16 protein-coding genes are annotated in these 20,493 nt (G+C 67.1%); 4 read left to right on the top strand and 12 right to left on the bottom strand.

Annotated elements, in window-relative coordinates; genetic code table 11:
- Positions 1-100 precede the first annotated feature (100 nt).
- Together HH212_RS21490 and HH212_RS21485 are read left to right on the top strand one after the other, a co-directional pair.
- Positions 101-541 carry a DUF2231 domain-containing protein gene (locus HH212_RS21490; RefSeq protein WP_170204363.1) on the top strand — a complete coding sequence of 147 codons (441 nt, stop codon included), beginning with the start codon at positions 101-103 and terminating at the stop codon, positions 539-541.
- A 31-nt stretch (positions 542-572) separates the two neighbouring features.
- Positions 573-1,862, top strand: coding sequence for a PQQ-dependent sugar dehydrogenase (locus HH212_RS21485; RefSeq protein ID WP_370663942.1), 1,290 nt, complete (start codon positions 573-575; stop codon positions 1,860-1,862).
- A gap of 114 nt (positions 1,863-1,976) precedes the next feature.
- Here the strand turns inward: HH212_RS21485 and HH212_RS21480 are convergent, their stop codons facing one another.
- From HH212_RS21480 to uxaC, 12 genes are all read right to left on the bottom strand, one after another.
- Positions 1,977-3,152, bottom strand: a complete 1,176-nt coding sequence (locus HH212_RS21480; RefSeq protein ID WP_170204362.1) for a glycosyltransferase family 1 protein — start codon at positions 3,150-3,152, stop codon at positions 1,977-1,979.
- 436 nt (positions 3,153-3,588) lie between these two features.
- The gene (locus HH212_RS21475) at positions 3,589-4,794 is read right to left on the bottom strand and encodes a DUF2863 family protein (RefSeq protein WP_170204361.1); all 1,206 of its coding nucleotides are present in this window, start codon (positions 4,792-4,794) and stop codon (positions 3,589-3,591) included.
- 41 nt (positions 4,795-4,835) lie between these two features.
- The gene (locus HH212_RS21470; RefSeq protein WP_170204360.1) at positions 4,836-5,549 is read right to left on the bottom strand and encodes a glutathione S-transferase family protein; all 714 of its coding nucleotides are present in this window, start codon (positions 5,547-5,549) and stop codon (positions 4,836-4,838) included.
- 108 nt (positions 5,550-5,657) lie between these two features.
- On the bottom strand, positions 5,658-7,241 hold the full coding sequence (locus tag HH212_RS21465; protein ID WP_170204359.1) for a methyl-accepting chemotaxis protein: 1,584 nt from the start codon (positions 7,239-7,241) through the stop codon (positions 5,658-5,660).
- 108 nt (positions 7,242-7,349) lie between these two features.
- Positions 7,350-8,093 carry a GntR family transcriptional regulator gene (locus HH212_RS21460; protein WP_229217399.1) on the bottom strand — a complete coding sequence of 248 codons (744 nt, stop codon included), beginning with the start codon at positions 8,091-8,093 and terminating at the stop codon, positions 7,350-7,352.
- Positions 8,094-8,152: 59 nt separating this feature from the next.
- Positions 8,153-9,103 (bottom strand): 2-dehydro-3-deoxygluconokinase, encoded by a 951-nt coding sequence (gene kdgK, locus HH212_RS21455; protein ID WP_170204358.1) that lies wholly within the window; start codon positions 9,101-9,103, stop codon positions 8,153-8,155.
- 109 nt (positions 9,104-9,212) lie between these two features.
- A complete protein-coding gene (locus HH212_RS21450) occupies positions 9,213-11,306 on the bottom strand; it encodes a glycoside hydrolase family 28 protein (protein WP_370663941.1) in 2,094 nt (697 codons plus the stop codon).
- A gap of 130 nt (positions 11,307-11,436) precedes the next feature.
- Entirely contained in the window at positions 11,437-12,711 is a 1,275-nt protein-coding gene (locus tag HH212_RS21445) for a porin (protein WP_170204356.1), read from the bottom strand.
- A gap of 123 nt (positions 12,712-12,834) precedes the next feature.
- Positions 12,835-14,142, bottom strand: coding sequence for an MFS transporter (locus tag HH212_RS21440; protein ID WP_170204355.1), 1,308 nt, complete (start codon positions 14,140-14,142; stop codon positions 12,835-12,837).
- Positions 14,143-14,237: 95 nt separating this feature from the next.
- Complete coding sequence (locus HH212_RS21435; RefSeq protein ID WP_170204354.1) at positions 14,238-15,677, bottom strand: tagaturonate reductase; 1,440 nt, start codon at positions 15,675-15,677, stop codon at positions 14,238-14,240.
- Positions 15,678-15,698: 21 nt separating this feature from the next.
- On the bottom strand, positions 15,699-17,309 hold the full coding sequence (locus tag HH212_RS21430; RefSeq protein WP_170204353.1) for a UxaA family hydrolase: 1,611 nt from the start codon (positions 17,307-17,309) through the stop codon (positions 15,699-15,701).
- Between the two features lie 34 nt (positions 17,310-17,343).
- A complete protein-coding gene (gene uxaC / locus HH212_RS21425; protein ID WP_211172389.1) occupies positions 17,344-18,726 on the bottom strand; it encodes a glucuronate isomerase in 1,383 nt (460 codons plus the stop codon).
- A 170-nt stretch (positions 18,727-18,896) separates the two neighbouring features.
- On the opposite strand from uxaC, the gene HH212_RS21420 reads away from it, so the two are divergent.
- Together HH212_RS21420 and HH212_RS21415 are read left to right on the top strand one after the other, a co-directional pair.
- Positions 18,897-19,175: a hypothetical protein gene (locus HH212_RS21420; protein ID WP_170204351.1), complete on the top strand. Its 279-nt coding sequence runs from the start codon at positions 18,897-18,899 to the stop codon at positions 19,173-19,175.
- The gene (locus HH212_RS21415) at positions 19,151-20,443 is read left to right on the top strand and encodes an NCS2 family permease (protein ID WP_170204350.1); all 1,293 of its coding nucleotides are present in this window, start codon (positions 19,151-19,153) and stop codon (positions 20,441-20,443) included. The genes HH212_RS21420 and HH212_RS21415 overlap by 25 nt, the downstream gene beginning before the upstream one ends.
- The last annotated feature ends 50 nt before the right edge of the window (positions 20,444-20,493 follow it).

Below are 20,493 nucleotides of genomic sequence, written 5' to 3'. Positions count from 1 at the left end.
AGCCGGCGCCGTATCCGCGTGCTAGTCTCCCCGACATCGGTTCGAGACCGGACGGCCGTCCGGTTTCCGCGAACCGTGTTGACGTGAGGGAGTGCCAGGCATGAGAGCAGTAAACGAGTCGCCGCCATCGCGGGTGGCGTCGGCGGTCTTCGACGTGCTCGATCCGATACCGTTCGGGTTCTTCGTGGGCGTGCTGATCTTCGACGTGATCTACGCGCGCAGCGCCGACATCTTGTGGATGAAGTTCGCGGCGTGGCTGGTCAGCATCGGCCTGGTGTTCGCCATCGTGCCGCGGTTGATCAACCTGTTCCAGGTCTGGTTCGGGAAATACCGCACGATGCGGGCGGCCAGGCTCGATTTCTGGCTCAACCTGGTCGGCATCGTCGCCGCGCTGTTCAATGCCTTCGTGCACAGCCGCGATGCGTATGCGGTGATTCCCGACGCCGTATGGCTGTCGGTCGTCACCGTCGCCGCGATGGCGCTCGGGCGGATCGTGATGGCGTGGCGACATGCCGGTTTCCGGGAGCTGCGCCATGAGTGAGAATACGCACAAGGCCTGGGGCGCGCTGGGCATGGCGCTGGTCGCTTCGCTGACGTTGAGTGCCTGCGACGACAAGGCCAAAGTCGACATATCCAAACAGATGGGCGGCGACCCGCTGTTGCCGCAGGCGCGCAATTTCCTCGTACCGCCGATGCAGGTGCCGGACGGCGTCGGCTGGAAGGACAAGCAGGCGCCGCAAGTGGCCGCCGGACTGGGTATCGAAAGGATCGCTTCCGGCCTCCTGCATCCGCGCCAGCTGTACGTGTTGCCGAACCAGGACGTGCTGGTGGCGGAATCGAACGGTCCCGGCCAGGAACCGATCACGACCCCGAAACAGCTGGTGGCGGGCATCGTCAAGAACCGGTCCGGCAAGGGCGCCAAGGGCGGCAACCGCATCACCCTGCTGCGCAGGAAGCCGGGCGCTGCCGGCGAATGGGAAAAGCACGTGCTCCTCGAACACCTGCAATCGCCGTTCGGCATGCAGCTGGTCGGCGATACCTTGTATGTCGCGAACACCACCAACATCATGAAGTACCGCTACACCCCTGGACAGACCAGCATCACGGAACCGGGGGAGGAATTGACCGACCTGCCCGACACCGTCAATCACCATTGGACCAAGGCCCTGCTGGCCAGTCCGGACGGCAAGAAACTGTATGTCGGCATCGGCTCCAACAGCAACATCACGGAAAACGGCCTGGATGTCGAATACCGGCGCGCCGCCATCCTGGAGGTGGATATTGCCACCGGTGGCAGCCGCGTATTCGCATCCGGTATCCGCAATCCGACCGGCCTGCAATGGGAGCCGCAGAGCGGCAAGCTGTGGGCCATCGCCAACGAACGCGACGAGATCGGCGCCGACCTGGTGCCCGACTACCTGACCTCGGTGCAGGAGAAAGGCTTCTACGGCTGGCCCTACAGCTACTACGGCCAGCACGTCGACCAGCGCGTGCTGCCGCAGCGGCCGGCCATGGTCAAGAAAGCCATCAAGCCGGACTATGCGCTCGGTTCGCACGTCGCCGCGCTGGGACTGCTGTTCTATACCGGAACCGGCCTGCCGCAGCAATACCGCGGCGGCGCCTTCGTCAGCGAACACGGCAGCTGGGACAGATCGCCCCTGAGCGGTTACCAGGTGGTGTACGTCGCCTTCGAGAACGGCATGCCCAAGGGCGCGGCGCAACCGGTCGTCACCGGATTCCACTCGGCCGACGAGAAAAGCCTGTACGGTGCGCCGGTGGGGCTGGCCCAGGACGCGGATGGGGCGCTGCTGATCGCCGACGACGTCGGCAACACCGTCTGGCGCGTGACCGCGAAGCGCTAGATCGGCCAGGTCCGATGAAACAAAAAAACCGCCCGGCGCATCGCACCGGGCGGTTTTTTTCAGCGGACGCCGGCGGCGCTGCCCCTGACGGGGCCGCCCGCGGCGGCAATTCCCTTACGCAGCCTGCACCGGCATCAGTTCCTCGTTGCCCGCTTCCGCCTTGGCGCCCGAGGCGTTCAGGCGCTCGGCCTTGGTGCGCGGCTTGGCGGCCTGGATCAGGCGATGCATGCTGGCGGCGGTGTTGTCCCACGAGGTACCGGCGACCACGGCGCGCATGCGTTCCTTCAGGGCGGCCATCTCTTCGCCGGACGCGTTCAGCATGCGCTCGCAGGCGGCCACGAAGGCTTCCGGCGAGTCGGCGATGGCGACCACGTCGCCGTACGGCACCTTGACGTCGGTGATCGGGGTGCTGACCGACGGCAGTTCGGCGGCCATGTATTCCAGCACCTTGGTCGGGCTGATGAACTTGGTCGATTCGTTCAGCGCGAACGGCAGGAGGCAGACGTCCCAGCCGGCCAGGAACTTCGGCAGTTCGTCATAGGTGCGCTGGCCCATGTAGTGGATGTTGGCGGCTTGCGGCAGGTGGGCCGGGTCGATCTTGACCACCGGGCCGACCAGCACGAATTGCCAGTCCGGACGGGCGGCGGCGGCCTGCTTGATCAGGTCGGTGTCGAAGCGCTCGTCGATCACGCCGTAGAAGCCCAGGCGCGGATGCGGGATGGCGGCCTGGTCCGGGTGGCTGTTGTCGCGGTTGCGCGCCTGCTGGAAATGCTTGGCGTCGACGCTGCTGGAGAAGCAGTGGGCGTTCGGGTGACGGTCCTTCTTCGCTTCGTACAGGCTGGGGCCGCCGGTGAAGCACAGGTCGGCGATGTTCAGCAGCGCGCTCTCGCGCTGCAGCAGCTGCTTCGGCGGGTTCTTGAAGGCGGCCAGTTCGTCCATGCAGTCGTACACCACCAGCGACGGGTCGAAGTTCTGCAGCAGCGGCAACGCCATCGGGGTGTAGAACCAGACCACCGGACGCTCGCCGGCCGGCACCAGGTCGGCCAGCAGGGTGTTCAGGGTCGGCAGCTGGTCGTCGTGGAAGCCCCACTGGTGGATCGGGGTATGCGGACGGCACACGGTGATGTGCGGCGCCACTTCGGTCTTGCTCAGGTATGCCTCCCCGTCGTGATGCACCGGCTCTTCCACGAACAGGATGTTGTAGTGTTCCGCCAGACGCGTCATCAGGTGCTGGGGACGCTGAAAGACGAAGTCCCAGCGCAAATGGCAAAACACGATCAGGGTCGGCATGTTGTATTCCTTTCGCCTTTGGCGGCGTTCTGGTTAATCTGGATTCAAGTCGGATGGCATGGGATGCGTTTCATGGACCGGCGCTATTATTCCAACCCGACCCTACTATTTTAACATGCAATTTTCCCAATATTTTCCACCAGGAATCACGTTCATGCCGGTCAGAAATGGTCTGACCAATTGAATAGCGTGGCTTCCCTGGGAGCGATGTGAAATTCCGCGATTTTTGTAGGTTCAGTCCTACGTTCATACAGGAAAAAACACTACGAAAAGTCATCATTCGTTCCCGAGCAGGCAAACGTGCGCGGGTCGTTTGGTAGCCTTGCGCGCCGGTTCATTGCGTTTCGCCAGCCTGGATTGAAACAAAGAGTCAAAAGACCTGTGGCAGGACGAAACGGGACAGGCCGCATGGTCCATGCGGCCCGGATCGCGATGATCAGACGTCGAGGTAGGGTTCGGCGCCTTCCGGCTCGCCGCCGGCGTCGAAGGCGCGCGCCACCAGCACGCCGTCCAGGCCGAGCGGACCGAGGGCGTCGCACAGGTCCTGCAGGTCGATCTCGATGTCGGCCGACAAATCGACCGGCTTGTCGACCGTGGCCAGCGGTGCGCCGCCGCCGAGCGCGTACAGGTTGATGCGCAGCAGCGCCTGGTCGCCGCCGTCGTGCGGCGCCACCACCGCCTTGATGCGCTGCGGATCGCGGTCGAGCTCGTCCAGGCGCGCGTTGACCTCGGCCAGCGTGGCCAGCATGCCGAGTTCGGCCACGCCCTGTTCCTTGGCGCCGTAGAACAGGTCCTGGTACAGGAAATTCAGCTCCAGCCCGTTGCCGGCACGCGCCAGGTTGCGCTGCAGCAGCGGCGCGATGGCGCCGGCCCACATGCGGTAGCGCGCCATGCGGCCCTCGTAGTACGCGTCGGCCGCGGCCTCGTCGGCGGGCACGTGGTAGAACGGGTCGTCGGCGTGTTTCAGCACGAAGCCGAGCAGGAAGCGCAGTTCCATCGTCTCCTCGTCGATGCCGGCCTCGCCCGGCTGCCAGCCGCGGATGCTGGCCTCGATCGCCGGCGCCGCCGCCGGCTTTTTCGAACGCATCGACTGCGCCGCTTCGCGCAGCATGGCCTGCAGGTCGCTGTAGCGCACGCGGTCGACCTCGTCGAGGTCGTACAGGTGGCGCACCAGCACCACGCGGCTGTCGGCGCTGGCCAGGCCGGCCTGGCGGAAGCTGTCGTTCAACGCCTCGAAGGCGGTGTCGTCCTGGAATACGTCCGCTTCGACCAGGCCGCCGTTGCTGTTGACGAACAGCGGGATCATGAACGCGTCGATCTCGAATTCTTCCTCGTCCAGGCGCAGGCGCAGCGTGGCGGATTCTTCCTCGATGCATTCGCGCAGCCAGCGGCAGGCGCCGGCATCGGTGTAGCGCGCCAGTTCGATGGCGCCGACCAGCGGCTCGTCCTGGCCGCGGCGCAGCAGGCGCCGCACCAGCGTCAGCGCGTCCTGCTCGCGCGCCTGCGAGGCGGCGGGGTCCTGGTCTTCGCGCTCGGCGATCTCGAGCGCCAGGTCGACCAGGTTCTGCGCCAGCGCGTCGTGGTCTGTCTCCGCCGCCGGCTTGACGGTCTTGCGGGGTGCGGGGCGCTTGTTCTTGGGCATGGCGGCATCGTCAAAAGTGGACAAGCCGCCATGTTAGCAAATCAGGCGCGCGCCGGCGCCGCCAGGTGCGCCAGTTCGTCCAGGCCGCTGCCGCCGTCGGCATAGGCACGCTGGAAGCCGGGGCGCTGCTGCCAGCGCCGCCACAGGGCGTCCAGGTGCTCGAAGCGCTCGTCCAGCGGGGTGGCGTTCACCGGGAACTTGGAGAAGGCGATCGCCACGCACAGCGTGATGTCGGCGAAGGTCGGGTCGTCGCCGCCCAGCATCCAGGGACGGCCGTCGGCCAGGTGGCGGTCGACCAGCGCGGCGTGCGCCAGCGCCTCCTTGCGGCAGTGCTCGCCCCACTGCGGATTGCTGGTCAGTTCCAGCTTCGGTCCCAGGCCCTGGTGCATCACGTGGAACATGGTGACGATGCGGTACAGCACGTGGATCCAGATGCGGTTTTCCCACATCGTATCCTGTCCCTGCTCGAGCGCCGATTCTCCCATGATCTTGCGCCCCGGATAGGCCTGGTCGAGGTAACGCACGATGGCGGCGGTCTCGGACAGGTAGCCGCCGTCCGCCAGCAGCAGGGTCGGGGTCTCGCCCCACGGGTTCATCTTGAGGTGCGGCCACTTGCGCTGGTCGCCGCCGGGGCTCATGTCGTAGACGGTTTCGTCGAAGGCGTCGGCGATGCCCTTTTCGTGCATGAACAGGCGCACGCGTTGCGGGTTGGGAAAGGCGGACGGGGATGTCAGCAGGCGCAGCTTGTCGCTCATGGGGCGTTTCTCCTGGTTTCGAATGCAAAAAAAAAGGCCCTTCACCACGGAAGGGCCGGATCCATTATTGCAGAAGGTGCGGATTCGTGCCGCCGCCCGTCCGCTTCGTCAGGCGGCGAGGCGCGCGGCGCCGGCATGGCTGCCGGCCGCACCGGCGCCCGCCTCCAGGCGGAACACCGCCACCAGCGCATCGAGCTCCTGCGCCAGCTCCTGCAGCGAGCCGGCGCCGGCCGCGGCCTGCTCCACCAGCGCGGCGTTCTGCTGGGTCACGCCGTCCATGCCCATGATCGCCGCGTTGATCTGGTCGATGCCCTGGGTCTGCTCGCCGCTGGCGGCCGAGATCTCGCCGATGATCGCGCTCACTTGCCGGATCTCGCCGACGATGGTGTCCATCGCGGCGCCGGCCTGCGCCACCAGGCGGCCGCCGTTGCCGACCTCGCCGACCGAGGCCTCGATGAGGGTCTTGATCTCGCTGGCGGCGCCCGCCGAGCGCTGCGCCAGCGAACGCACCTCGGCCGCCACCACCGCGAAGCCCCTGCCCTGCTCGCCGGCGCGCGCCGCCTCCACGGCCGCGTTCAGGGCCAGGATGTTGGTCTGGAAGGCGATGCCGTCGATCACGCCGATGATGTCCGCGATGCGCGTCGACGAGGCCTGGATCGCCTCCATGCTGCGCACCACGTCGGCCATCACGGCGCCGCCGCCCTGCGCCGCGCCCGATGCGCGCCGCGCCAGCGCGTCGGCCTGCAGCGCGTGCTCGGCGTTCTGGCGCACGGTGCCGGTCAGCTCTTCCATCGCGGCGGCGGTCTGCTCCAGCGCGCTGGCCTGCGACTCGGTGCGTGCCGACAGGTCGAGGTTGCCGGCGGCGATCTGGCGCGAGGCGTCGGCGATGCTGGCCGAATGGCCGCGGATGCGGCGCACGGTGCCGGCCAGCTCGTCCTGCATGCCGGCGATGGCGCGCAGCAGGCTGCCCTCGGGCACGCCGGCCAGCGGCACCGCCTGCGACAGGTCCTTGGCGGCGATGCGGCGCGTGACCGCCGCGGCCTCGGCCGGATCGGCGCCCAGCTGGCGGTTGATGCTGCGCACCAGGCGCCAGCCCAGCAGCGCGATCAGGCCCAGCGCCGCCACGAACACCAGCCAGAAGCGCGCCGCCGAGGCGCGGAACACGGCGTCGATGTCGTCGCTGAAGAAGCCGGTGCCGATCCACCAGTCCCACGGTTCGAAGGCGATGACGCCGTTCAGCTTGCCGGCCATCTGGCCGGTGACCGGGTGCTTGGTCTTCATGGTGACCAGGGCCACGCGCCCGCGCGCCAGGGCTTCTCGGTAGGCCTCGGCGTCCGGGCGCCCGTCCACCGTCTCGCCCTGGGCGACCTTGCCGACGTTGGCCGGGTTCGGATGCACCAGGTTGAGGCCATCCGGCAGGCGCACCCAGTAGTAGCTCTTGCCGTCGTTGTTGAGCTGGGTCAGCGCATCCCTGGCGGCCGCCTGGGCCTGGGCGCGCGTCATGCGCCCCTGCGTTTCCTGGTCGTGGTAGTGGGACACCAGGTGTTCGCCCATGCGCAGCATGTTGGCGATTTCCGCTTCGCGGCCGCTCAGCAGCGCGTGTTGCAAGGTATATAGACCGAGGGCGCCCAGGGTGGCGAGGGCCAGGACGGCGGCGCCGACCAGGACCAGCAGGCGGGTGGAGACTTTCATGGCGGTTCTTTCTGAAACGGCGCGCGGCGATGGGTACGGCGGGCGCTTGCCGGCCGTCGCCGGCACGGGACAGTGCGGCGACGACGCGGCTGTTGATCTAGAGCAATTTTACCGTGGGGGCCGGCCGTCGAGGTGCGCCGTGAAGTATTCCGGGCGCAGTTTTCGTGTGATTTCCAACACCGGCATTACATGGTCGAGGTGTTCGCGCATGGCGGCGGTGGCGCGCGCGGCGTCGCCGGCGGCGATGGCCTCGACCACGGCGCGGTGTTCCTCCAGCACGCCGGCCATGCGCCCTTCGAGCGGCAGCGTCAGCTGGCGGTAGCGGTCCATCTGCGTCTTGGCCTGCTGGATCATCGGCCACACGCCGGGGCAGCCGGACAAGTCGGCCAGCGCCGCATGGAAGGCTTCGTCGGTGCGGTGGAAGGCGCGGAAGTCGCGGGCGGCGATGGCCACCGCCTGTTCCTCGAGGATGGCGCGCAGGCGCGCCACGCCGGCGGCGTCGGTGCGCCGGGCCGCCTTTTCGATGATCGCGGTTTCCAGCGCATGGCGCACCAGGTTGGCTTCTTCCAGCGCATCGAGCGGAATGCGCGCGACGAAGGTGCCGGAGCGCGGGATCACCTCGACCAGGCCTTCGTCGGCGAGGCGCTGCACGGCTTCGTGCACCGGGGTGCGGCTGGTGCCGAATTCCACGGCGATGTCGCGTTCGACGATGCGTTCACCGGGCAGCATGCTCATTTCGACGATGCGCTGGCGCAGCGCCAGGTACACCCGGCGCGCCGCGCTGATGCCGGATTCGGCGCCCGGTTCGGCCCTGGCGCGCGCCGCGGAGGTCGGATTGGTTTGACAAGTCATGTCGCAAGTGTAGCGAAACTGGGGCGATCGCGGGGTGATCGGTTAGCCGACGCGTTCGCTCACGCCTCGGCCGGCGGCATCGCGCTGCGCGGAATCACCGCGCCGCGCACGCGGATCACGGCCCCCGCCAGGCGGTGGCCGGCGCGGGCGGCGTCCTGCGGACCGCGCCCCGACAGGCGCGCCGCCATGTAGGCCGCGCCGAACGAGTCGCCGGCGGCGGTGGTGTCGACCACGTCCGGCACCGGCTGCGGCGCCACCTCGTGCAGCTCGCCTTCGACCCACACCAGGCAGGGTTCGGCGCCGCATTTGACCACCACCTCGTTCACGCCCAGGGCGCGGGTGCGCTCGACCGCCTCGCGCGCCGTGTGCGCGCCGTACAGCGCCACCTCGTCGTCCAGGGTCAGCAGCGCGATGTCGGTGTTGGCCAGCACGCGCAGGTAGACTTCGCGCGCGGTGGCCGCGTTTTCCCACAGGCGCGGGCGGTAGTTGTTGTCGAACACCACGCTGCCGCCGCGCGCGCGGCACTGGGCCAGCGCGGACATCAGGAGTTCGCGGTCGGCCGGCGACAGGATCGCCAGGCTGATGCCGGACAAATACACCATGCGCGCCGCCGCCAGCTGCACCAGCACCTTGCCGGCCTCGGGCGCTTCCAGCCAGTGGCGCGCCGCCGAATCCTGGCGCCAGTAATGGAAGCGGCGCTCGCCGTCCGGATCGGTCTCGATCAGGTAGATGCCGGGCAGGCGCTCCGGCAGGCGCTGCACGCTGCCGGTGTCGATGCCTTCGGCTTCCCAGCTGGCCAGCATTTCCTGCGACATGCCGTCCACGCCCAGGCCGGTGACGTAGGCCACGCGCGTGGTTGCCGGATCCAGCAGGCGCGCCATGTAGACCGCCGCGTTCAGCGTGTCGCCGCCGAAGCGGTAGTCCATGGACGCGTGGGCGCCCCCCGGGGCGGCGCCGCGCTGCAGTTCGATCATGCATTCGCCGATCGCGTAGACGGTGTGTGCTTCCATGTCGTTCCTCGTAATTGACATCGTTGTCGTCGTGTTCGTAAAAAAACCCCGCCCGCCGCGGGGCAGACGGGGCCGGCGGCCGGCCTGCGCGGGCCGCCGTGCTGCAATATTACTTGCGCGAGTCCCAGGTCGACCCGAAGAAGTTCGAGGAGCCGATGGCCGGGAAGTCGACGTAGGCGCGCGAGCAATCCACCACCTTGGACGGATCGACCGCCTTGGTCGGCACGCCGTTGATCAGGTTGCGGTTGTCCGCATTCGCGATCAGCGGCAGGTTCACGCCCTTGATCGTCAGGTTGGCGTCCGAGGTGGTCAGCGCGATGCTGTCCGGCGCGTCCGCCACCACGTTGGTCATGGTCATGCCCAGCGGGTATTGCGGGTTGCCGAAGCCGCCGGTATTCGCCTGGAAGCCCTGCAGCTTGACCGCCGACTTGCCCTGGATGCGCACGTTTTCCATGGTGATGTCATGGAAGTTCGGGAACAGCGGGCCGGCCGCCGGCAGCGCCTTGGTCGAGTAGTACGGGGTGAACAGCAGTGCGTTCAGCGCATCCTTGACGCAGATGTTCTTGTAGTGCACGTTGCTGACCTCGCCGCCGCGCGCATAGTCCGACTTGATGCGCAAGCCCTCTTCCGAATCGCTGAAGGCATTGTCGTAGACCTCGATGTTGGTCACGCCGGCATTGGTCTCGGAGCCGACCGAGATGCCGTGGCCGTAGTAGATGTGGTTGTGCGCCACCACCATGCCGTACTTGCGGTCGGAGCGGACGTCGCGGTTGCCGTCGATGCCGGGCAGGCCGGAACCTGCCGGGCTCGGGTTCTGGCTGCCCTTGAACGCCATGTCGTCGTCGCCGGTCGACACGTAGTTATAGGCGAACACGAAGTTCTTCAGGTAGCCGTCGAACGACATCTTGGCGGCCGACTTGGTGCTGCTGCCGGTGCCGAGGTAGTCGGAGATCGCCTTCGAGGACGAACCCGGGTCGAAGGCGTCGGTATTCTTGACGTTGTCTTCGGTGAACACCTCGCCGGTGTACAGCGGGTTGCCGTTGCCGGCCGGGTTGGCGAACGCCGCCAGCGACGGCGTCTGCACCTTCACGCCCCACACGGTCAGGCCGTCGACGCCGCTCGGCACCACGTGGAAGTTGGCGCTGTTGTTGAGGGTGATGCGGTACAGGGTCAGGTTCTTGGCGTAGTTGAACACCATCATGCGGAAGTTCGACTGCGAACCGTAGCCGGTGGTGCCGTTCTGGACCATGTTGCCCAGGTAGGCCAGGTCCCACCAGGTCATGTTGCGCACCGAGGACTTCGAGTTGACGAAGGTGCCGCCGTCGTCGCACGGGGTGTTGTCGGCGGCCTGCTGGCCCTTGGCGTAGGCGGCGTAGGTGTTCGAGCAGGTCTGGTCGACCTTCATGATCGGGTACAGCTTGTCGGTGGTGACGATCTCGGCGTAGCCGCGGCTGTCGATGGCGCCGTCGCCCATCACCGCCGCGTTGACCAGGTTGTTGCCGCCGATCAGGGGCGAGCAGTTCGACGAGGAACCGGCCTTGGTGGCGGACACCGCGGTGTTGGCGCAGTACGGGCCGGCCGCGTTGGGCGAATAGGCTTTCGCATCGCGCGTGGCGTACAGGGTGGCGCCCTTGTCGATCCACAGGGTCACGCCGGACGGCAAGGTCAGCGGGCCGGAGATGAAGCCGTTGCCCGGGCCCTTGGAGTTCACCACTAGGCGCACCGCGAACTTGCTGGCTTTGTATGCCGGCTTGGCCAGTTCCTCGCCCGAGACGCCGGCGATGTTGACGTTCGGCTTGGCCGCCGCCTTCTGGCTGGCGGTGGCGCTGGCGTCGGCGGCGGCGATCTTGGCGCCGACTTCCGCTTCCACGGCGGCGCCGCAGGCGTCCAGCGCGGCCTGGATGCGGGCCTGGTCCGGGTTGATCACGGCGGCGTCGGCGGCCACGCCTACGCCGGCCTTGCTCGGGTCGGCTTCCGGCGGCAGCGAGCCGTCCGGACGGCGCACCAGGTTGTTGCTCGCTTCCAGCGTGGCGCAGACTTGCGCGTCGGTCGGCAGGGTCGGCTCGGCCGGCAGGTTGGCGTCGTAGGTGGTGGTGCCGACCTGGTACACGGCGCCGGCGGTGTAGGCGACCGCCGATTCGGCCGAGCCGCCGCCGCCGCCCCCGCCGCAGGCGGACAGGGCGGCCGCGACCGCGGCGGCCATCGGCAGGATCAGGCGCGCGCGGGTGGCGGCCGGTTTGTGGTGTTGCTGGTTCATGTGCTGCTCCGGTGTCTCTTTATGTGTTTCGTATGTCGAAGTGCGTGCGGCCGCGGGCGCGATCAAAAGCGCGCGATCAGAAGCGCGCGATCAGGCCGATGCCGAAGGCGCGCGGGCTGTTGCCCGGCGCCAGGAAGGCGTCTTCCGAGCCGCTGTTGTTGCTGTAGATCGGCGACTGGCCCAGGTTCACGCTCTGCTGGCTGCCGTTGCGGATCTTGGTGTAGTACACGTACGGGCTCAGGTAGCGGTTCAGGTCGTAGATCGCGCCCAGCGAGTACTGGTTGGCGCGGTAGTCGCCGGCGCGCGCGAAGGTCGCGTTCCTGAGGTCGAACAGCTTGCCGGCCGAGGCCATCACGGTGGCGCGGCCGACCTGCTGGGTCACCGAGGCCATGACCGCGTTCTGCTTCATGCTGCCGTAGGTGACGCCGGTGTAGAAGCTGCCGGCGGTCGGCACCGGGGCATCCTCGTAGCCGTACTTGCCCTGCTCGAAGCCGAGGCCGATGGTGGTATGGGTCGGCAGGCGGTACGTCGCCACCGCCTTGGCGAAGCTGGTGTTCACGCCCGACGAATCCATGGTGCGGAAGCCGATGCCTTCGACCAGCGCGGTGGTGTTGACCCCGGTGTTGTTCTGGCGGTCGTAGCCGAGGCCCAGCGACAGCGGACCCCAGACGTACTTGGCGGCCACCGACCAGCGGCCGCGGTCGGTGTTGCTGTCCTGGCTTTCGTCGAAGCCGTAGGACGCGCCGACCTGCAGGCCGTAGACCACCGGCGACAGGTAGTGCGCCGAGTTCTTGTAGCGCGCCTCGCCGCGCGAGAAGATGCTGTCGGCGTTGCCGGACAACTGGGCCGAGGTGTTGTTCCAGACGTCCAGGCCGCGCACGGTCAGGCCCAGGTTGCCGCCCAGTTCGCCGCCCGAACCGATCAGGCTGCGGTACACGGAATCGTTGTTGCCGACCACGAAGGTGCCGAAGCGGGCGCTCTCGATGCCGACGTAGGTGTTGCGCGAGGTCAGCGAGGTCGATTCGCCGCGGTTGTTCACGCCGCCCTGGTCGAAGTTGTTGAGCGCGGCTTCGATCTGCCACACGCCCTTCAAATCGTCGGTCACGCCGATGTTGCCGCGGAAGCCCAGGCGCGAATTGCCGTCCGAGACGCGGCCGCGGCTGTCGTACGGCGTCGCGCCGCCGGTGGCGCGCACCGATTCCAGCTGTCCGTTGAGGAAGCCGTAGATGGTGGTGTCGACCTTCAGGTTGGCCAGTTCGCCGAGGGTGGTCTCGGCCTGGGCCGCGTTTGCCAGGCATGCCAGGGCTGCGGCTGCCAGGACGGTCTTCCTGGCGATGATGAATTGCGTCATGTGATGCTCTCTTGCTTTGTGTAGTTGGCACCCGCTCGCGCGGGCTTCATGCAAAAAACCAGTACTGCTCTTACGTCATTGCTTGCAGCTTGGTTGCTCGGGTCGGACCTGCTGATACAGGGCCTAAGCCGTCTTCAGGGACGGTCTCGGTTTGATGGGAGAATTCGGGCCGCTCTTGTCGCGCACCAGCGACCACACCACGATGCAGGCCAGTACGTCGAACACCGCCAGCACCGCGAACAGCGGGCTGTAGCCGACGACCTTGACCAGCACGCCGAACACCAGCGTGAACACGGTCGCGCCCAGGTAGCCGGACATGCCGGCCAGGCCGGTGGCGGTGGCCACCTCGTTCTTGCCGAACACGTCCGACGTGATCGAATACAGCGCGCCGGACAGCACCTGGTGCGCGAAGCCGCCGATGCACAGCAGGAAGATCGCGGTGTAGGGGCTGGCCACCAGGCCGATGCAGCCCGGCGCCACCATCGACAGCGCGCCCACGGTCATGACCCACTTGCGCGAGTTGAACAGCGATACCTTGAAATGCTTGTGGAACAGCGGCGACAGGTAGCCGCCCAGCACGCAGCCAATGTCGGCGGCCAGGAACGGCAACCAGGCGAAGGCGGCGATCTCTTTCAGGTCCATGTGGCGCTCGGTCGCCATGTACAGCGGAATCCAGGCGTTGAAGGTCTGCCACGCCGGTTCCGACAGGAAGCGCGGGATCGCGATCGACCAGAAGTTGCGGCTCCTGACGATCTGCTTCCACGAGGCCTTGGCCACGCTGCCCTGGCCCGGCGCGTCCTGGAAGGCCGTGTCCTGGCCGGACAGGATGTAGTCGCGCTCGGCGTCCGACAGGCGCTTCTGGTCGCGCGGGTGCTTGTAGAACAGCACCCACAGCAGCGTCCAGACGATGCCGATGGCGCCGACCACGACGAAGGACATCTGCCAGGTACCGTGCAGGATGGTCCAGACCACCAGCGGCGGCGCGCACAGGGCGCCGATCGAGGAACCGATGTTGAACCAGCCGATCGCCACCGAGCGCTCCTTCGCCGGGAACCATTCGGTGGTCGCTTTCACGCCGGCCGGGATGCCGGCCGCCTCGGTCAGGCCCAGTAGGCCGCGGAAGAAGGCCATGCTCTGCCAGCCGCTGGCCAGCGCGGCGCCGGCGCAGGCCACCGACCAGGCCAGCGCGAACGCGGCGAAGCCGATCTTGGTGCCGACCGCGTCCAGCACGAAACCGGCCACCGGCTGCATCACCGCGTAGCAGATCTGCCAGGCCACCACGATGTACGAATACTCGGTGGTGGTGATCGACAGGTCCTTCATCATGGTCGGCGCGGCGACCGACAGGGTGTTGCGCGCCAGGTAGTTGACGATCAGGCCGAACGTGACCAGTCCGACCATCCACCAGCGCATGCCTTTCATCTTGTTCATGTTGTCTCCTGCCGCTGCGGGCAAAGGGGTGGCGTGCGCACGCCGGGCGTGCGCCATCCGGGGCCGTGGGCGGCCTCTTTAGGTGAAGGGTGGGTTCAGTCCAGCAGTGCGCGGATGCCCTGCTGGCCGATCTGCTCGAGCGCGAGCGTGACCGCGTCGGCCAGGCCGGGCACGGCGTTCAGGTCCCTGCCCCACAGCGCGCCGTTGGCCAGCCAGCCGGCGGCCAGCTGCGCGTGCGACCAGGCGCCGGCATCGACCTGCGCCCAGCCCTGGCGGAACCAGTCGAGCGTGGCGGCGTCGTCGGACAGGTCGATTACCGCGCCGCGGTACAGCACCATCGTGGCGGCCAGCGCCAGCACCAGGCGGCGCGGCAGGCGGCCGGCGTTCAGCTCGGCGTAGCGCAGCAGCTGCGGCATCACGCGCGCGGCGAACTTGCTCCAGCTGTTCAAGGCGATCGCCGACAGCTTGTGGTGGATGGCCGGGTTGCGGAAACGGCGCAGCACGTCGCCGGCGAAATCGCGCAGCGCGGCGCGGTCCATCTCCAGCGCCGGGATGATCTCCTCGTCGATGGCGGCGCGCAAAAAGGCGCCGACGGCGGCATCCTCGACCGCCGGACCCACCGCTTCCAGGCCGGCCAGCAGGGCCACCGGCACCAGCGCGGTGTGGCCGCCGTTGAGGATGCCGACCTTGCGCTTTTTATACGGCGTAATGTCGTCGACGAGTTTCACGTTGAGGCCGGCGCCGGCCAGCTTCAGCTCCTCGCCGACCCAGCTCGGCCCCTGGATCACGAACAGGTAATAGTATTCGGCCGCGACCAGGAACCGGTCCTGGTAGCCCAGGTCCCGGGCCACCTGCTCGGCATCCGCCGCCGGGTAGCCGGTGACGATGCGGTCGACCAGCGTCGAGCAGAAGGTACAGGCGTTCTCGACCCAGCCGGCGAAGCCGGCGTCCAGCTTCCACAGGCGCGCGAAGTGCAGCACCGCGGCCTTCAGGGCCGGGCCGTTCTTGTCGATCAGCTCGCACGGCAGCAGCACCAGGCCCTTGTCGGCCGCGCCTTCGAAGGCCTGCCAGCGTGCGAACATGAACTGGGCCAGCTTGGCCGGAAAGGCCACGGGCGGCGCATCGTCGAAGCGGTCGCTGTCGTTGACGGCGATGCCGGCCTCGGTGGTGTTCGAGACCACGAAGCGCACATCCGGATTGGCGGCCAGCGCCAGGTAATCCCCATAGGCGGCGTTGGGATCGATCTCGCGCTGCACGCACTCGACTTTGCGGTAGGCCTTGACGGCGTTGCCGGCTTCGTCCAGGCCGCGCACCAGCACGGTGAACAGGCCGTCCTGCACGTCCAGCAGCGGGGTGGCATCGGCGCCCGGCTTGCCGCCGCGCGGGCGCACGATCACCACGCCGGCATCCAGCCCGGTGCGCTCGTTCAGCAGGTCGACCTGCCAATCGAAGAAGCCGCGCATGAAGTTGCCCTGGCCGAACTGCAGGACCTTGATGGGCAGCGCGAACGGCGCGCTGCGGTGTAGCTGTTCCATGTTTTCCTTGATGCTGTTCCGTCAGAGCGAAATATCGCGCTTCCAGAATATGAAGTCGTACTGCTGCAGGCGGTCGGCCTTGCAGGTGTACTTGCCGCCGGCGGTGGCCACCACCATGTCGAACAGGCCGCGCGCCACCTGCGGCAGCGGCGTGCCCTCGATGATCGGGCCGCAATCGAAGTCGATCAGGTCCTTCAGCTTGGTCGCCACGCGGGTGTTGCTGGAAATTTTCAGCACCGGCACGATCGGGTTGCCGGTCGGCGTGCCCAGACCGGTGGAGAACAGCACGACGTTGGCGCCCGAGGCCACGATGCCGGTCACCGATTCGACGTCGCCGCCCGGGGTGCACAGCAGCGACAGGCCGGGCTTGTCGGTCTGCTCCGCGTAATCCAGCACCGAGACGATCGGCGAGGTGCCGCCCTTCTTGGCGGCGCCGGCCGACTTCATGGCGTCGGTGATCAGGCCGTCGCGGATGTTGCCCGGGCTCGGGTTGTCGGCGAAGTGGGTGCCGACCGCCAGCGCGCGCTGCTCGAAGTCGCGCATCATGCCCAGGAAGCGGCGTTTATCCTCGTCTTGCACGCAGCGCTCGATCAGGTTGGCCTCGACGCCGCACAGTTCCGGGAACTCGGCCAGGATCGAGGAGCCGCCCACGGCGACCACCATGTCCGACACGTAGCCCATGGCCGGGTTGGCCGAGATGCCGGAAAAGCCGTCGGAACCGCCGCATTTCACGCCAATCTTCAGATGCGACAGCGGCATCGGCCGGCGCGTGACCTTGTTGGCATCCTTCAGGTGCGCCAGCGTGTCCTGCAGCACCGCCTTCATCATCGCTTCCTCGCTGTCCCACTGCTGCTGTTCGTACATCAGCACCGGCTTGTCGAAGTGCGGGTTCTGCCTGGCCAGCGCGTCCTTGAACATGCCGATCTGCGCGTTCTGGCAGCCCAGCGAGAACACGGTGATGCCGGCCACGTTGGGGTGGTCGGCATAGCTCGACAGCACCTTGCACAGCGAGCGGGCGTCGGCGCGGGTGCCGCCGCAGCCGCCGTTGTGGGTGATCACGCGCACGCCGTCCAGGTTCGGAAAGGGACGCACCACGGGCTTCGCTGGTGCTTCAAATGCCGCCATGTCCTCGCCCAGCAGCGACAGCGTCAGCGCCGCCAGGTCGTCGGTGGCGTAGCCGAGCGGACGTTCCAGGGCGTTCCGCAAATGCTCGACGTTGCGGTTCTCGCAGAACACCAGCGGGAAGATCAGCCAGTAGTTGGCGGTGCCGACGCGGCCGTCGGCACGCACCACGCCGTCGAAGGTGGCCTCGGCCAGGTCGGCGACGTCGGGCGGCGTCCAGGTGTAGGGTTTCGACTCGCCGATCTCGACTTCCGCCGCATGGTGCGCCAGGTTTTCCGTGGTGACCGCCTCGCCCTTGCGGATCGGCTGGGTGGCCTTGCCGACCACCACGCCGTACATGCTCAGGAGGTCGCCCTCGGCGAAGGCGCGGCGCGCCAGCTTGTGCTTGGTCTTGACCGGCGTCGAGACCAGGATGTTCTCATCGTTCCAGGTGACGACGTCGCCCGGCGCCAGGTCGGCCAGGGCGACCAGCATGCTGTCGTCCGGATGGATGCAGATTACTCGTTGCATGAAATGCAGCCTTTTCTTGTGCTTGGCTTCGGGATTAGAGCTTGAAGTACTTCTTGGCGTTGTCGTAGCAGATGCCGCGCACCACCGTCGCCAGCGCGTCGAAATCGTCCGGATACTCGCCGCCCTCGACCCATTCGCCGAGCTGGCGGCACACCAGGCGGCGGAAGTAGTCGTGGCGCGGGTAGGACGCGAAGCTGCGCGAATCGGTCACCATGCCCACGAAGATGCCGAGCACCGAGTGATTCGCGAAGGCGACCAGCTGGGCCAGGTTGCCGACCTTGTGGTCGTTGAACCACCAGGCCGGGCCGAACTGCACCTTGCCGGCCACGCTGCCGTCCTGGAAGTTGCCGATCATGGTCGACAGCACTTCGTTCATCGCCGGGTTCAGGTTGAACAGCATGGTCTGCGGCAGCTGTTTGTTCGCGTCCAGGCTCGACAGCAGCGCGACCAGGCCGTTACTGGTGGTCATGTCGGAAATCGAGTCGAAGCCGGTGTCCGGGCCCAGCGTGTCCAGCATGCGCTGGTTGTTGTTGCGCATGGCGCCGATGTGGAAGCACATGGTCCAGTCGAACTCCGCGTACACGGCGCCGATGCGCTGCAACAGGCCGCGCAGGTATTGCGCCTGTTCCGTATCGCTCAGCAGTTCGCCCGCCATGCGCTTGGCGAACATCGCTTCCAGCTGTTCATCGGTGGCTGCCACGGTTGGCAGCGCGATGTCGATCGCGTGGTCGGAGATGCGGCCGCCGCGCTCGTGGAAGAAGGCCACGCGCTTGGCCAGCGCGGCGATCAGGCCGGCAAAGGAATCGATCTGCATGCCGGCGACGTCGGCCAGTCGCGCCACGTACTCGACGAAGCCGGGGTTGTTGATGCGCATCGCCTTGTCCGGACGGTAGGCCGGCAGCACGCGCGTCTTGAGTGCGGAGGCGGCGATCTCGGCGTGCTGCAGCAGGTCGTCGGCCGGGTCGTCGGTGGTGCAGGCGATCTCGACCTTGGCCTGTTCCAGGAAAGCCCAGGTATCCATCGTGGCCAGCTTGGCGTTGGCCTGTTCCCAGATCGCGTCGGCGTTCTTTTCGTTGATGATCAGGTCGATGCCGAAGATGCGGCGCAGCTCCAGGTGGCTCCAGTGATAGATCGGGTTGCCGATGGCCAGCGGCAGCACGCGGCAAAAGGCGTCGAATTTTTCGCGGTCCGAGCGCTCGCCGGTGCAGTATTCCTCGGGCACGCCGGCGGTGCGCATCAGGCGCCATTTGTAGTGGTCGCCGCCCAGCCACAGCTCGGCGATGTTGCGGAATCGTTTGCGCTCGGCGATCTCGCCCTGCTGCAGGTGCGAGTGGTAGTCGATCACCGGCAGGCCGGCCGCCACTTCGTGGTACAGCTTGCGGGCGACGTCGGTGGTGAGAAGAAAGTCTTTGTCCATGAAAGCGGCCATGCGTGAAAACTCCTTGCGTTAGGGGCGGCGTCCGGATCGGACGCTCTGATATATCAGAATGGTATGCCTAATATATTACTGGCGCAAGGGCTTTGGCTGCCCTTTGGTAACGACTTTGTAACAGACCACATTATAAATTGGTTAGACCAGTTGGGAAATTGGTCAATGCAAAGAAAGAAGCGATTCTGTCGCATCATGGGAACGATTTGGGCATCTGGCACGGCAATATTTTCGCGCCATGGCAAACGCTCAAGGAAATGAGCGGCGCATTCCCTGTTTTGGGCTGGAAAATTGTTCGTCTGTATAGCGCAGCAGGGTCCGGCGGCAGTGCTATGCTTGGGCCGCGCGCCGCGCTGACGCGCGCATACAACACCGATCTCCCCATCCACCGACCCGCCGGAGCCCGCCGCCCATGCTGGAACGACTTTTCAACCTGAAACAGAGCGGCAGCGACGCCCGCACCGAGATGCTGGCCGGCCTGACCACCTTCCTGACGATGGCCTACATCATCTTCGTCAACCCGTCGATCCTGGGCGACGCCGGCATGCCGAAGGAAGCCGTGTTCGTCGCCACCTGCCTGGTGGCGGCGCTGGGCAGCGCGGTGATGGGCCTGTACGCCAACTACCCGATCGCGATGGCGCCCGGCATGGGCTTGAACGCCTATTTCGCCTATGCCGTGGTGCTCGGCATGAAGGTGCCCTGGCAGGCGGCGCTGGGCGCGGTGTTCGTGTCCGGCTGCCTGTTCGTGCTGGCCTCGCTGTTCGGCCTGCGCGCCTGGATCGTGAACGGCATCCCGCGCTCGCTGCGGGTGGCGATCACGGTGGGCCTGGGCATGTTCCTGGCGCTGATCGCGCTGAAGAACGCCGGCATCGTGGTGGCCAGCGAACCGACCCTGGTCAAGGCCGGCGACCTGCACCGGCCCGGCGCGCTGATGGCCATCGCCGGGTTCCTCCTGATCGTCACCCTGGACCGCTTGCGCGTGCGCGGCGCGATCCTGATCGGCATCGTCGCGGTGACGCTGCTCAGTTTTATCTTCGGCGGCAACAGCTTCCACGGCCTCGTCTCCGCGCCGCCCTCGATCGCGCCCACTTTCCTGCAATTGGACGTGCCGGGCGCGCTGGCGGTCGGCATCCTCAACGTGATCCTGGTGTTCTTCCTGGTCGAACTGTTCGACGCCACCGGCACCCTGATGGGCGTGGCCAGCCGCGCCGGCCTGCTGGTGGAAGGCAAGATGGAACGTTTGAACAAGGCGCTGCTGGCCGACAGCGCCGCCATCGTCGCCGGCGCCGCCCTGGGCACCTCGAGCACCACCGCCTACCTGGAAAGCGCTTCCGGCGTGCAGGCCGGCGGGCGCACGGGGCTCACCGCCGTCACCGTCGCCGTGCTGTTCCTGGCCTGCCTGTTCATCGCCCCGCTGGCCGGCGTGGTGCCGGCCTATGCCACCGCGCCCGCGCTGCTGTTCGTGGCCTGCCTGATGCTGCGCGACTTGGGCGACATCGAGTGGAACGACACCACCGAGGCGATTCCGGCGGCGGTGACCGCGCTGGTGATCCCGTTCACCTATTCGATCGCCGAGGGCATCGCCTTCGGCTTCATCACCTATGCGGCATTGAAGCTCACCACCGGGCGGGCGCGCGAGGTGAAGCCGGTGGTGTGGGTGATCGCGGCCTTGTTCACGTTCAAGATCGTGTACGTCGGCACCTGAGCACGGTCCGATTTCCTTCGGACGTGACATTGTGCGAGAAAGAACGGCGC

The organism is Massilia forsythiae, from assembly GCF_012849555.1.
Classification (GTDB): domain Bacteria; phylum Pseudomonadota; class Gammaproteobacteria; order Burkholderiales; family Burkholderiaceae_D; genus Telluria; species Telluria forsythiae.
Note: the sequence above shows the minus strand (reverse complement) of the source record. Positions and strands in the feature narration are given on the sequence as shown.

Coding starts and splice junctions, on each gene's coding strand:
- HH212_RS21475 (WP_170204361.1), bottom strand. CDS start 4,794: ATGCCCAAGAACAAGCGCCCCGCACCCCGCAAGACCGTCAAGCCGGCG.
- HH212_RS21430 (WP_170204353.1), bottom strand. CDS start 17,309: ATGCAACGAGTAATCTGCATCCATCCGGACGACAGCATGCTGGTCGCC.
- HH212_RS21460 (WP_229217399.1), bottom strand. CDS start 8,093: ATGACTTGTCAAACCAATCCGACCTCCGCGGCGCGCGCCAGGGCCGAA.
- HH212_RS21485 (WP_370663942.1), top strand. CDS start 573: ATGGCGCTGGTCGCTTCGCTGACGTTGAGTGCCTGCGACGACAAGGCC.
- HH212_RS21480 (WP_170204362.1), bottom strand. CDS start 3,152: ATGCCGACCCTGATCGTGTTTTGCCATTTGCGCTGGGACTTCGTCTTT.
- HH212_RS21440 (WP_170204355.1), bottom strand. CDS start 14,142: ATGAACAAGATGAAAGGCATGCGCTGGTGGATGGTCGGACTGGTCACG.
- HH212_RS21490 (WP_170204363.1), top strand. CDS start 101: ATGAGAGCAGTAAACGAGTCGCCGCCATCGCGGGTGGCGTCGGCGGTC.
- HH212_RS21470 (WP_170204360.1), bottom strand. CDS start 5,549: ATGAGCGACAAGCTGCGCCTGCTGACATCCCCGTCCGCCTTTCCCAAC.
- kdgK (WP_170204358.1), bottom strand. CDS start 9,103: ATGGAAGCACACACCGTCTACGCGATCGGCGAATGCATGATCGAACTG.
- HH212_RS21465 (WP_170204359.1), bottom strand. CDS start 7,241: ATGAAAGTCTCCACCCGCCTGCTGGTCCTGGTCGGCGCCGCCGTCCTG.
- HH212_RS21445 (WP_170204356.1), bottom strand. CDS start 12,711: ATGACGCAATTCATCATCGCCAGGAAGACCGTCCTGGCAGCCGCAGCC.
- HH212_RS21435 (WP_170204354.1), bottom strand. CDS start 15,677: ATGGAACAGCTACACCGCAGCGCGCCGTTCGCGCTGCCCATCAAGGTC.
- uxaC (WP_211172389.1), bottom strand. CDS start 18,726: ATGGACAAAGACTTTCTTCTCACCACCGACGTCGCCCGCAAGCTGTAC.
- HH212_RS21450 (WP_370663941.1), bottom strand. CDS start 11,306: ATGGCCGCCGCGGTCGCGGCCGCCCTGTCCGCCTGCGGCGGGGGCGGC.
- HH212_RS21415 (WP_170204350.1), top strand. CDS start 19,151: ATGCTGGAACGACTTTTCAACCTGAAACAGAGCGGCAGCGACGCCCGC.